Origin of the sequence: Serratia inhibens, from assembly GCF_003591175.1 — a bacterium.
In the GTDB taxonomy this organism is placed as follows: domain Bacteria; phylum Pseudomonadota; class Gammaproteobacteria; order Enterobacterales; family Enterobacteriaceae; genus Serratia; species Serratia inhibens.
The window spans coordinates 632,637-645,771 of the sequence record NZ_QYYG01000001.1; the positions used below are offsets into that span (position 1 = coordinate 632,637).

Annotated in this window: 10 protein-coding genes and 1 pseudogene; 6 read left to right on the forward strand and 5 right to left on the reverse strand. The window is 57.6% G+C overall.

Annotated features, from left to right (window positions below):
* Positions 1-42: 42 nt before the first annotated feature.
* Complete coding sequence (locus tag D4100_RS02930; RefSeq protein ID WP_119803010.1) at positions 43-1,200, reverse strand: serine hydrolase domain-containing protein; 1,158 nt, start codon at positions 1,198-1,200, stop codon at positions 43-45.
* Positions 1,201-1,302: 102 nt separating this feature from the next.
* Between D4100_RS02930 and D4100_RS02935 the strand changes: the two genes are divergently transcribed.
* Positions 1,303-2,232 (forward strand): LysR family transcriptional regulator, encoded by a 930-nt coding sequence (locus D4100_RS02935; protein ID WP_119803012.1) that lies wholly within the window; start codon positions 1,303-1,305, stop codon positions 2,230-2,232.
* 9 nt (positions 2,233-2,241) lie between these two features.
* On the opposite strand, the gene ampC is transcribed toward D4100_RS02935, so the two are convergent.
* Entirely contained in the window at positions 2,242-3,378 is a 1,137-nt protein-coding gene (gene ampC, locus D4100_RS02940; RefSeq protein WP_119803014.1) for a class C beta-lactamase, read from the reverse strand.
* A gap of 256 nt (positions 3,379-3,634) precedes the next feature.
* Between ampC and D4100_RS02945 the strand changes: the two genes are divergently transcribed.
* Positions 3,635-4,510 (forward strand): LysR family transcriptional regulator, encoded by an 876-nt coding sequence (locus D4100_RS02945; RefSeq protein ID WP_119803016.1) that lies wholly within the window; start codon positions 3,635-3,637, stop codon positions 4,508-4,510.
* On the opposite strand, the gene D4100_RS02950 is transcribed toward D4100_RS02945, so the two are convergent.
* Positions 4,507-5,538, reverse strand: coding sequence for a Mal regulon transcriptional regulator MalI (locus D4100_RS02950; RefSeq protein ID WP_119803018.1), 1,032 nt, complete (start codon positions 5,536-5,538; stop codon positions 4,507-4,509). The genes D4100_RS02945 and D4100_RS02950 overlap by 4 nt on opposite strands.
* Positions 5,539-5,794: 256 nt before the next feature.
* Here D4100_RS02950 and malX point away from each other — a divergent pair, with 256 nt between their 5' ends.
* From malX to D4100_RS26055, 4 genes and pseudogenes are all read left to right on the forward strand, one after another.
* On the forward strand, positions 5,795-7,414 hold the full coding sequence (malX, locus tag D4100_RS02960; RefSeq protein ID WP_119803022.1) for a maltose/glucose-specific PTS transporter subunit IIBC: 1,620 nt from the start codon (positions 5,795-5,797) through the stop codon (positions 7,412-7,414).
* On the forward strand, positions 7,407-8,588 hold the full coding sequence (locus D4100_RS02965; RefSeq protein ID WP_065506247.1) for a MalY/PatB family protein: 1,182 nt from the start codon (positions 7,407-7,409) through the stop codon (positions 8,586-8,588). The genes malX and D4100_RS02965 overlap by 8 nt, the downstream gene beginning before the upstream one ends.
* 345 nt (positions 8,589-8,933) lie before the next feature.
* Entirely contained in the window at positions 8,934-11,816 is a 2,883-nt protein-coding gene (locus D4100_RS02970; protein WP_119803024.1) for an RHS repeat protein, read from the forward strand.
* 98 nt (positions 11,817-11,914) lie between these two features.
* Positions 11,915-11,997, forward strand: a pseudogene (locus D4100_RS26055) (hypothetical protein); the annotation flags it as partial.
* 122 nt (positions 11,998-12,119) lie between these two features.
* On the opposite strand, the gene D4100_RS02980 reads toward D4100_RS26055, so the two are convergent.
* Both D4100_RS02980 and D4100_RS02985 read right to left on the reverse strand, forming a co-directional pair.
* On the reverse strand, positions 12,120-12,485 hold the full coding sequence (locus tag D4100_RS02980) for an NUDIX hydrolase (protein ID WP_119803026.1): 366 nt from the start codon (positions 12,483-12,485) through the stop codon (positions 12,120-12,122).
* Positions 12,482-13,078 (reverse strand): NUDIX domain-containing protein, encoded by a 597-nt coding sequence (locus D4100_RS02985; RefSeq protein WP_119803027.1) that lies wholly within the window; start codon positions 13,076-13,078, stop codon positions 12,482-12,484. Before D4100_RS02985 ends, D4100_RS02980 begins: the two co-directional genes overlap by 4 nt.
* Positions 13,079-13,135: the final 57 nt, after the last annotated feature.

Below are 13,135 nucleotides of genomic sequence, written 5' to 3' on the forward strand. Positions count from 1 at the left end.
ATAAATCGTTGTTCCCCGGGGCTCCTGTACGGAGCCCCGGTTTTATTCCCCAATCCCATACACCGCATCGCGGATCTGCTGCGGATACAGCCCGCACATCCCTTCGAACGCCGTGTTGGTCAACGCCACCACGCTTAGCGCCGCCTGCGGATCGTAGAACCAGCTGTGGCCATACACACCGCCCCATTGCAGGGTACCGTTATGCTGCGGCGTGGCCGCCAGTTGCGCGTCTGCCAGTACCGCGCCGCCAAAACCAAACCCCCAGCCCGGCCCCTGAACCTCGGCTTCAGCCCCAACGTGCGGCTGGCGCATCAGCGCCACGGTCGCCGGCTGCAAAATGCCCTCACCGCCAGTGCGTAGCGTCTCCACCAGTCGCAGTACATCGTCGGCGTCACCGACCATTCCGGCACCGGCGGACGGGTACGCCTGGCGATCAAAAGCGCGCGAAGGGGCGAATTCGACGTCAAAACCAAAACCTTCCGGCAGCGTCAACAGCAGGCCGTCGTGCATCGGCTCCGGGCGTGCGGCGTTGTTGTAATAGGCCGTCGCCAGATTGTCGGGATCGGCGGCGTAAAAACCGGTGTTGCCCAGCCCCAACGGCTGCGCCACCCATCGGTTGAACAACTGCGGCAAAGGTTCGTCTGCCGCCTGCTCCAGCACCGCACCCAGCACGTCGATCGCCAGTGAATAATTAAATGCGCTGCCGGGTTCGGCCAACAGCTCCGCCTGCGCCAGCAACTGCAAATTCTGCTCCAGCGTCAGTGACGACAGCTCAAGGCCATCTTTAACGCCCAACCGCTGATAGGGGCCCTCTGCGGGCTGATTCATACGGTAATCCAGCCCTGCGGTGTGGCTCAGCAGATGACGGATTTTAATCTCCGGGCGGCGACCGTCGGCCAATGCCGGGGTGAACCACGGCAGCCAGCGACTTACCGCATCGTCCAGGCTCAGTTTTTGTTGTTCGATCATGCGCATCGCCGCCAGCGTGATATAAGGCTTGGACACCGACGACAGGCGGAACTGCGTTTCACGCCGCATTGGCCGCTGCAATTCACGGTCGGCATAACCGGCAGCCCCGGCATAAACCAGTTCACCCCGTTGCGCCACCAGCACCACGCTGCCCACCAGGCGCCCTTCGTCGATCGCCCTTTGGCTGACCGCCTGCACTCTTTCTGCTAATGACTGATTCGCTGTCGACATGTTTTGTTGTTCTCTTTGAAGGAATAGAATCAGTCTATCCCGTCTATTATAAAATTAAATACCGGGTTACTTAACGAATCATTAAGCAGGGGTTAGCAATCGATGAGTTCACTGTTACAGCTGCTGCCGTTCTTCGAAGCCGTCGCCCGGCTGGGTAGCTTTACCCAGGCGGCCAACCAGTTGGGTGTTACGCCACCGGCGGTGTCGCAAAACATTCAGGCACTGGAAACGCGGCTGGGCGTCAGGCTGTTCAATCGCACCAGTCGTTCGGTACGGCTGAGTGACGAAGGGAAGATTTTTTACCGGCGGGTGGCGCCGGCCATGAGCCAAATCGACGTGGCGGCGGACGATCTCCGCACCCTGCGCGGGCAACCTTCCGGCCTGCTGCGCATTACCTTGCCGCAACTGGCCGCGTCCCTGTTGGTGATGCCTTATCTGGCGGAGTTTCAGGCACGTTATCCCGAAGTACAGCTTGAGCTGTTTACCGACGACCATTTTTCCGATCTGGTGCTCGGCAGCTTCGATGCCGGCATCCGTATGCGTGCGATGTTGCAGAAAGACATGATTGCGGTGCCGATCGATAACGGCCAGCGACGGGTGGTGATCGCCTCTCCCGGCTATCTCGCGCAGCACGGCGTACCGCTAACGCCGGCGGCACTGAGCGAGCATAATTGCCTGCGCTACCGTTTCCCCGGCAGCGGCAAATTTGAGTCCTGGTATTTCAGGCAGGATGGCGGGCACCTGACGCTGGAGGTCGGCGGTAGCCTGATTTTCAATGAGGATCGGCTGATAAAAGACGCCGCGCTGGCGGGGCTGGGCATTACCCAGCGTTTTCGCGGTACGGTGCAGCGCGAACTGGAAAGCGGGCAACTGGTGGAAGTATTGGCGGATTACGCCGGCGATTCGCCCGGTTTTTTCATCTATTTCCCTGCCAGCCGTCATATGCCGCTCAAGCTGCGGGTATTTATTGATTTTATGCGCGAGAAGCAGGCGTTGCAGGATATGCCCCAGAGCGCCATTACGGCGCCCTGAGGCTGCGACCTAGTGTTTTTCCAATGCCTGCACGATGTGGTAAGTGGCCGCCACCCGATCGTCATTCGGGAACCATTTGTTGGCCAGCATCACCACGGCAATCTTTTGCTTGGGCAAAAACACCGCGTAGGTAGAGAAGCCGCCGGTCGAGCCGGTTTTATTGAACCAGGCCGCACCCTGTTCCCGTTGCGGCGGAGTGATGGCAGTGGCCGGCGTGCCGTTCATGATCATCCCGGCATTGTTGCCCTCCGTCAGGCGCGCCGGCTCCACCGGATAAGGATAGCTTTCCCACATCAGATCCTGGGTGAATACCCCCGCACGGTAATAGCCGGTATGGGTTTCGTCCAGCGCCTTGCGCCATTTGTCCCCCACCTTCGCGACCTGCATATTGGCCTCGAGGTAGCGGATAAGATCCTGCGCATTGGATTTCACGCCGTAGGATTCGGCATCCAGCGGCCCCGGAGTGACCCGCACCGGCTGGTCTTTTTTGTTGTAGCCCTGGGCGTAATTCGCCATTTGGCCGGTCGGCACGTTAATGTAGCTGTGCGTCAGCCCCAGCGCCGGGAACAAGCGTTGCTCCATCGCCTGAGCAAAGGGCTGGTTCAGGCTTTTGGCCGTGATCATCCCCAGCATGCCGATACCCAGATTGGAATAAACGCGGGTGCTGCCTGCCGGTTGCGATGGCTGCCATTGCTTGTAATAGGCCATCAACTGCGCATCGTTGGTCACCTCGTCCGGCACAAACAGCGGCAGCCCGGAGGTGTGAGTCGCCAGATTCAGCAGGCTGACATGGTCAAACGCGCTGCCGCGCAGCTCCGGCAAGTAACGACTGGCCGGTTCGGCGAACGACAGTTTGCCCTCATCGTTGGCATAGGCCGCCAGCGTGGCGGTGAAGGTTTTGCTCAGTGAGCCGATTTCAAACAGCGTCTGGTTGGTGATGGGTTTGCCGGTCTGTTTGGACGCCACGCCATAATGATAAAACTGCTGTTTCCCTTCCACCGATACCGCGATCGCCATGCCCGGCACGCCGTATTTCTGCATCAGCGGTTGAATGATGGCATCGATGTCGGTTTTATCTGCGGCATGGCCTGCCGGTATCGCCAGAGCGGTCAGCAACGCCACCGCCAGCTTATGGGTTCTCTTCATGATAACAAGCTCATTTTGTTGAAGGGCTGCCGCCAATAGATTTTTTGTCAGTCGGCGTAACCCTATCCTTGAGTGATTATACCCGGTGAATTTCACGTTGCAGCCAACAACGCTGCGGCCTGAAAGGTACGGGCATCGATTATTCCTTGGCTCGTCGCAGGATAACCGCAACGAGTGCGCAAAATATCGGTGTTTATCCCCCGTCTGACAAGCGATAATAAATTCCCCCAGCCAAAAGAAAAACTTATAGGTTGTTATGCGTAACCGACTGCCGCTGAACGCACTGCGTGCTTTTGAATCCTCCGCCCGTCACCTTAACTTTACCCGCGCCGGGCTGGAACTGAGCGTGACCCAGGCCGCCGTCAGCCAGCAGGTGCGAATGCTGGAAGAACAGCTGGGCATTGTGCTGTTCAAGCGCCTGCCGCGCGGTCTGGATCTTACCGAAGAAGGCCAGGCGCTGCTGCCGGTGTTGACCGAATCCTTTGACCGTATCGAGTCGATACTGCAGCAGTTTGAAGGAGGCCATTTTCATGAGGTACTGACTATTGCGGTGGTCGGTACCTTTGCGGTCGGCTGGCTGATGCCGCGGCTGGCGTCGTTCAGGGAGGCCCACCCGTTTATCGATCTGCGCATCTTGACCAACAACAACCTGGTTAATCTGTCGGCGGACGGCATGGATTTCGCCATTCGCTTCGGCGAGGGTCTGTGGCCCGCGACCTGCAATATCAAGCTGTTTGACGCCCCGTTGACGGTATTGTGCCCGCCGTCGGTCGCCGTGCGGCTGCGTTCACCGGAAGATCTTAAAAACGAGCTGCTGATGCGCAGTTACCGCAAGGATGAATGGGAACATTGGTTTGCCGCCGCGCAGATCGCCCCCTGGCGCATTAACGGCCCGGTGTTCGATGCGTCGAGATTGATGGTCGAGGGGGCGATAAACTGCGGCGGTGTGGCGCTGGCTCCCGCCAGTATGTTCGCCCGGGAGTTGCAGGGCGGGCTGTTGGTGCGCCCCTTTGCCGCCGAAGCGAACCTGGGCGGCTATTGGCTGACCCGGCTGAAATCCCGCGCAATGACCCCGGCGATGAAAGCCTTCGAAGGTTGGCTGCAACAGCAGGCCCGGCAAGAACAGGCTTAGGCAGAACCGCGCTTGATCAGTCGCGGCGGCAGAATGACGTTTTGCGTCGGCAGCCCGGCGTCGCCAATCCGCTGCAACAAGCGTGAAGCCGCGCTGCGCCCAACCTCCAATGCCGAACTGGACACCAGAGTCAGCGGCGGTTCGGTCAGTTCGGCTTCGGGCACGTCGCCAAAGCCAATCAGCGCCACCTGTTGGCCATAATAGGTGTCCACGCCTTCCGAACCTATGCTGCGCCCGCTGCGCACAATGCCGAAATAAGCGCCCAACGCCACCGACGCCTTGTGACACACCAGCGCGCTGATGTTCGGGTATTGGCGCAGCAGGTTTTCCGCCGCCTCCGCCGCTGCCCGCTGATGGCCATCGCATTCGACAATCCATTCGGCGCGGAAAGGCAGGCCATACTGCACCAGCGTGGCGCAAAATCCCCCCAACCGTTCCGCACGGGTCAGTGAGCTGCTCTGGCCGCCCAGATAAGCAATTTGGCTGTGGCCGCGTTTGATCAGGAATTCCGTGGCCATCTTGGCCGCCTGCATATTGTCCGGGCGCACCACGTCGACCCCTTCCAGCCCGTTCGAACGCGCGGCGCACACCAGGGGAACGCCTTGCTCAGCGGCCCTTTCCTTCAGGCCCGCCGCCGAACGCATACCGCCCGCCAGCACCATACCGTCGACGCCGTGCTCCAGCAGGGTGTCAAAACAGCGCATCAGCCCTTTGCCGTCGCGGCCGCTCTGGGTGAGGAACAGCACTTTGCCGTGCGCCTCCAGCACCTCACTCAGGCCCGCTGTCATTTCGGCATAAAAAGGGTCGCAGATATCGCGCAGGATCAGCCCTATCACGCCTGATTCACCGCCACGTAACGTCGCCGCCTGGCGGTTGCGCACATAACCCAGCCGTTCGATCGCCTGATTGACCCGCGCCACGGTAGTGGCCGAAATACGGCCCTTGCCGCTCAGCACCAGTGAAACGGTAGTGACGGAGACGCCGGCCTGCTGCGCGACATCGGTGATGGTGATCTTTTTGATGGTCATAACCCCTGCAAGCCCGATCCTGGGCATATTGTGCAAACGCTGCAGCCTGAAAGCCATAGGGCCTGTCTCTGAAGCCATGGTATACCGAACCTCTTTGTTCGGTAAAACGTTTTACTGGCGGAACCATTGTCACCGCAAAGCACCGGCCATAATTGTGATTAGCGGCGCATTTTTGCTAGGTAAAACGTTTTATCTTATTTTTACCTAACAGGGGTACCCATCACTTTTGCACGTTTTTCGCCAGGAGCCGCCGGTCATGCCAGCATCTAAAAAACAAAAAATAACGCTCTGGGAGTTTTTCCAGAGCCTGGGCAAGACATTCATGCTGCCCGTCGCCTTGCTGTCTTTTTGCGGCATCATGCTGGGGATCGGCAGTTCGCTGAGCAGCCGCGATGTCATCACTCTGCTGCCTTTTATCGGCCACCCCGCCTTCCAGTTGCTGTTCACCTGGATGAACAAGATGGGCTCTTTTGCCTTTAGCTTCTTGCCGGTGATGTTCGCCATCGCCATTCCGCTGGGTATGGCGCGTGAAAACAAAGGCGTCGCCGCGTTCTCCGGCTTTGTCGGTTTTGCCGTGCTCAACCTGGCCACCAATTTTTATCTGACCACTACCGGCATTCTGCCCACCACCGACCCGCTGGTGTTAAAAGCCAATAACATCCAGAACATCCTCGGTATCCAGTCAATCGACACCGGCATTTTGGGCGCGGTGATCGTCGGCATTATCGTTTATCTGCTGCATGAGCGTTTCAATACCATCCGCCTGCCGGATGCGCTGGCGTTCTTCGGCGGCACCCGCTTTGTGCCGATCGTCACCACCCTGGTGCTGGGCCTGTGCGGGCTGATTATTCCGTTGATTTGGCCCTGGTTCGCCGCCGGCATCAACGGCCTCGGTTGGGTGATCAACGGCGCGGGCGCTTTTGGTCCGATGATTTTCGGCACCGGCGAACGCCTGCTGTTACCCTTCGGTTTGCACCATATTCTGGTGGCGTTGATCCGCTTTACCGAAGCGGGCGGCACGCTGGACGTTTGCGGCCACAGCGTCAGCGGCGCTCTGACCATTTTCCAGGCGCAACTCTCCTGCCCAACCACCACCGGCTTTGCCGAAAGCGCTACCCGCTTCCTGTCGCAGGGCAAAATGCCGGCATTCCTCGGCGGCCTGCCGGGTGCGGCGTTGGCGATGTATCACTGCGCAAAGCCAGAAAACAGACATAAAATCAAAGGTCTGCTGATCTCCGGTGTGGTGGCCTGCGTGGTCGGCGGCACCACCGAGCCGATCGAGTTTCTGTTCCTGTTCGTAGCGCCTTTCTTGTACTTCATCCACGCCATTCTTACCGGGCTGGGCTTCACCGTGATGGCGCTGCTGGGCGTGACCATCGGGAACACCGACGGCAATATCATCGATTTCGTGGTGTTCGGCATCCTGCACGGCACCGCCACCAAGTGGTATCTGGTGCCGATGGTCGCCGCCATCTGGTTTGCCGCCTACTACGCCATTTTCCGCATCTCCATCCAGCGCTTTAACATCAAAACGCCGGGCCGCGAGAGCGATACCGCTACCAGCCAAAGTGCGCCGGTGGGCGTGGTCGGTAAATCCGGTTATAACGTGCCGGCCATTTTGGCGGCGCTGGGCGGCAGCGAGAATATCGTTTCGCTGGATAACTGCATCACCCGCCTGCGCCTGTCGGTCAGCGACATCAGCAAGGTGGATGACGCGGCGCTGAAAGCCAACCGCGCCATTGGCGTGGTGCACCTCAATGACCATAATCTGCAAGTGGTGATCGGTCCGCAGGTACAATCGGTGAAAGATGAATTAGACTCACTGATAGCGGCGGCGCTTCCTGCTGCCGCTCTGCAGGGAGCGTCACATGTTTGATTTTTCTACTCCGGTCGATCGGCACGGCACCTGGTGCACGCAGTGGGATTACATTGCCGACCGCTTTGGCAGCGATGACCTGCTGCCGTTCACCATCTCCGATATGGATTTCGCTACCGCCCCCTGCATTATCGAGGCGCTGCAACAGCGCTTGCAGCACGGCGTGCTGGGCTACAGCCGCTGGCAGCATGAGGATTTTCTCGGCGCGGTGCGCCACTGGTATCAACAACGCTTCAACACGCCGATCGACACCGGGATGACGGTTTACGGTCCTTCGGTGATCTACATGGCAGCACAGATGATCCGCCTGTGGTCAGCGCCGGGGGAATTCGTGGTCACTCACACGCCGGCCTATGACGCCTTTTATAAGGTGATCCTCGGTAATCAGCGCCAGCTGTTGGCCTGCCCGTTGCACAAGGACGGCAACCAATGGCGGTGCGATATGGCGCACCTGGAAGCGCTGCTGGCGCGGCCGCAAACCAGGATCCTGTTGTTGTGCAGCCCGCACAACCCGACCGGCAAGGTGTGGAGCGTTGCAGAGTTGCAGCAGATGGCCGAGCTGTGCGAACGCCATGACGTGCGGGTGATCAGCGATGAGATCCATATGGACATGGTTTGGGGCGAGAGCCGCCACACGCCATGGAGCCAGGTGGCGACCACGCCCTGGGCCCTGCTGACCTCCGGCTCCAAAACCTTCAATATTCCGGCGCTGACCGGCGCCTACGGGTTTATCAGCGACGATGCCGCTCGCGACGCCTACACCCAACTGCTGAAAAGCCGTGACGGGCTGTCTTCACCGGCGGTGTTGGCGGTGGTGGCGCACATTGCCGCCTATCGCCACGGTGAACCCTGGCTGGATGCGCTGCGCGATTATCTGCAAGACAACCTGACCTACGTCGCCGAACGGCTGAACCAGGCGTTCCCGGCGCTCGACTGGCAGCCGCCGCAGGCCACCTATCTGGCCTGGATCGATCTGCGCCCGCTGGGCATTGATGACAGCCAACTGCAACAGGTGCTGATCGACCGCGAGAAGGTCGCGATTATGCCGGGTTTCACTTACGGCGAAGAGGGCCGCGGCTTCCTGCGGCTGAACGTCGGTTGCCCGCGCAGCAAGGTGGAGGCCGGCATGGATAAACTGATTAGCGGGCTGAGGTTTGTTCTGGGCGAGGTTTAGTCGACCGGGCCGGTTCGGCCTGCCGCCGAGGGTTGACCAGGCCGTCAGCGGTTCCCCTGAAAAGGGCGCGGCAGGCTGCGCCCGCTATCGCTATCTCTGGCGGCTCGCAATCAGCGCCGGTTTCGGCCCACATTAACTGCAAATGAAAACACTCCCGGCTCACATTAAGTGACAATGAGCTCGCATTTATCTTGCCCGACTCGCAACCCATCGTTCCGAACTAACAATAACTGCCAATAGAGGGAGTAAGTCTTCAATGCCTCCCCTTGAAACCATCCACTCAGGCACAATACTTCTGAATGCTGTACGAATTTCTGTGCTGCACAACATAAACAGGAGAATCCCATGAACACAACGCTGTTCAGTAAAACCCCGACGGTTACGGTCCTCGACAACCGTGGCCTGACCGTGCGCGACACCGCATACCATCGTCATCCCAATATGCCGGACGTCACCAATGAGCGCATCACTCGCCACCAGTACGATGCCCGCGGATTTCTTACACAGAGCTCCGACCCACGCTTGCATGACGCAGGGCTGGCGAACCTCACATACCTGACTGACCAGGCCGGAAGCATTCTGCGTACCGTCAGCGTCGATGCCGGAACAACCGTAACCCTGTATGACGCAGCCGGACGGCCGTTCATGGCGGTCAACAATATCCGTACCGCTGACGACGGTACGGAGAACAGAAGTCAGGCCGTGACCCGCGGTTGGCAGTATGAGGAGGCTTCGCTGCCGGGGCGTCTGCTGAGTATCACGGAGCAGGCTACTGATGAGGCGGCCCGCATCACGGAGCGCTTTGTCTATGCCGGTAACACTGACAAGGAGAAAGTGCTGAACCTGGCGGGCCAGTGCGTCAGCCACTACGACACAGCCGGTCTGGTGCAGACCGACAGTCTGGCGCTGACCGGGGTGCCGCTCTCCGTCACCCGTCGTCTGCTGAAGGATTTGGATAGCCCGGATACGGTGGCCGACTGGCAGGGCGCGGGGGCTTCCGCGTGGGATAAACTGCTCGCCGATGAGGGATATCACACCCTGACCACGGCGGATGCCACCGGTGCGGTGCTGACCACCAAGGATGCAAAAGGTAACCAGCAGCGCATGGCCTATGACGTGGCGGGTCTGCTGTCAGGCAACTGGCTGACGGTGAAGGACGGGACGGAGCAGATTATCGTTAAGTCCCTGACGTACTCCGCCGCCGGGCAGAAACTGCGCGAGGAGCACGGCAACGGCGTGGTGACTACCTATACCTACGAGCCGCAGACGCAGCGCCTGACCGGGATGAAAACAGAACGCCCGGCAGGTCATGCCTCCGGGGCAAAAGTACTGCAGGACCTGCGCTATGAGTATGACCCGGTGGGTAATGTGCTGAAGGTCAGCAACGATGCGGAAGAGACCCGCTTCTGGCGTAACCAGAAAGTGGTGCCGGAGAGCACGTACGCCTACGACAGCCTGTACCAGCTGGTGAGCGCCACCGGCCGCGAAATGGCCAACGCAGGTCAACAGAGCAGCAGCTTACCGCCCGCCACTGTCCCCTTTCCCACTGACAGTTCTGCATACACTCGTTATACCCGGACTTACACTTACGATGCTGCTGGCAACCTTACGCAAATCAGCCACAATGCCCCGGCCACAAGTAACAGCTACACCACGAAAATCACGGTAAGCGACCGCAGCAACCGGGGTGTGCCGAGCAAACTGACGGAAACTCCGTCAGACGTGGAGGGCCTGTTCACGGCAGGCGGGCAGCAGACGCAGTTGCTGCCGGGACAGTATCTGACCTGGACGCCGCGTAATGAGCTGCGGATGGTGACGCCGGTGGTGCGTGATAGAAGTGCGGACGACAGCGAAAGCTACCGCTATGATGGTGGAAACCAGCGCATCCTCAAGGTCAGCGCGCAGAAAACCGGCAACAGTATGCAGACGCAGCAAGTGGTGTACCTGCCAGGGCTGGAGCTGCGCAGCACAACATCCGGCGATACGGAAAAGGAAAGCCTGCAGGTTATCACGGTGGGTGAGTCAGGCCGGGCGCAGGTGCGGGTGCTGCACTGGGAGAACGATGTGCCGGAGGGCATCGACAACAATCAGTTGCGCTGGAGCTATGACAACCTGACCGGCAGCAGCGGACTGGAGCTGGACGGCGACGGGAACATCATCAGCATGGAGGAATACTATCCGTATGGCGGCACGGCGATGTGGGTAGCACGCAGCGCAGTGGAGGCTGATTATAAGACCCTGCGCTACTCTGGCAAGGAACGGGATACGACGGGGCTGTACTACTATGGTTACCGCTACTATCAGCCATGGGCAGGTAGGTGGCTGAGCGCGGATCCGGCAGGTACGGTGGATGGGTTAAATCTATTTAGAATGGTGGAAAACAATCCAATAATAAATGTTGATGACTCAGGCTTATTCAGCTTAAACATCCTGAAGAAATTATTCCGAGTAAAGAGAGCAAACGATAGTTACCGAGGAATGAAGAAAGGTAGTTTATGGAACGGACTAATAAATAGTGAGAAAAATATAAAAAAACAAAGCAACATCAACCTTGAGGCGCTCAGAAAACCAAATTACCCCTTAACGAAAGATGCTCATGATTTTATAGAAAGAATGAAGGAGTTAAACTATAATGTCATTCACTTCTCTGGCGCTGATCTTTCTGTACCTGATGGCGTTCTTTATTCGAAGAAAGAGCTTTATAAAAGAAACATGAAGTTTAGTCAGAGAAACACAACAAAATCAGATATAGAAAAGCTAGGCACTGATGATTTTGTATTTTTTTCGTTAGGTGTGGGTGATTATTCAGGCAAAGAAATAAGTAGATTTGGAAGATACAAATATCAAACCTCTTTGCCAGAGGCCAGGAAAGACAAATATTTCCCACACGCCCATTTGGCTATCAATGATACATTGAATTTTAACGAAAGACAAACAAGCGAGGGACGCCTGACAGCAATATTTAAGATGGCTGATGTCAACAGATTGCGTGAAGAGGTCATCGCGGAGAAAGCAGTTGAGACGATATATCATATTGATGACTTTCCGGAAGGGCTGGCCTTAAAAATTGTTAATTCTACAAAAGAACTTTCATTAAGTTCTCAAAAAAATGTTTATGGTAGCCGAACAGAAGCAGACTTCGATCAGATAATTTCACTATTTCTTAGACCGCAGATTTTGGTACCTAAGAAATTCTCGACGAAGAGAATGACTAAATTTCATTCATAAACAGTAAGCATCCTGTGATCTCACGTTGCACAACAACGTGAGATATTCTGTTTTCAAGACGGTGAGACAGTTTTTCTGCCTCATTCCCGGTTGACTCCCTGTTGCAACTGCAACAGCGGCTCGATCGTCTGCCACCAAAAAAACCGAACGCGCCACACAGATTATCGCCGCTGCTCATCTGTAGGGTATTTCAGTCACCTTCAGATGATCATCCGGGTATTTTGGAGGCAGGAAAATCCATAGATTGCGAGCCATTACAGCTATCAATGCGGTTCATTCAGGGCGAACATGTTCGCCCCCTGCTCATTTCACCTGCGGGATATCGTCGAGGCGGTAATAGACGCTCAACCCGCGCTCATTGGCCAGCAATACGTCGTTATCCGCTCCCGTCGATGCACCTTCAATGCGATAAATAGCCTGGCATTGGGCAATCAGCCGATGGGCCACCGGATAGAGAAACGCCTCGCTGACCGCATCCCCCAATTGGGTTGAACCGGCCGCCGCCGCCAGCGGCAGCGCCAGCCATTCGCCAATCACCGGCACATGCCCGCGCCGATATACCTCGAGCGCCGCCTGCTCCAAATGATGCAGGTTAGCGGCAATGCGCTGCGGATCGCCATCGGTGCCGCTGCGGTATGGGCCGGCTATCAGAATCAATTGAGCATTCATTGGTTATTCTCCAGGGTACGGTTAAGCGCCACAAACTGCAGCAGCATAATGGTTTTGGCATCTACGATGATTCCTTGCCGGATGGCGTGCAGAGCGTCCGCCAACGACATCTCGATCACCTCGAGGTCTTCGCCTTCCGCCACCACCCCGCCGCCCTCGCTCACCCGGTTGCCGGCAGTGTATTCCCCGACAAAGAAATGCAGTTTTTCGGTCACTGAACCGGGGCTCATATAGGCCTCGAACACCTTTTGCACGTTTTGCACCCGATAGCCGGTCTCTTCCTCCGCTTCTGCGCGAATGCGCTCCTCCGGCGAGGCATTGTCCAGCAAGCCGGCGGCGGCCTCTATCAGCATGCCGTCGTGGCCGTTGACGAACACCGGAAAACGGAACTGGCGCGTCAGCACCACCTTTTGCGCCTGCCGGTTAAACAGCAAAATGGTCGCGCCGTCACCGCGATCGTAGGTTTCGCGGCTTTGCCGTTGCCATACGCCATCACGGCGTAAAAAATCGAAGGTGGTTTTTTTCAGCAGATACCAGTCATCGGACAGCACCCGGGTTTCAAGGATACGAACCCGATCTTTAGTCGCAATCATAGTGGCCAACTCCATAACTCAGGAAAGGAACTGGATACTATCGTGCAGTTTCGTGTA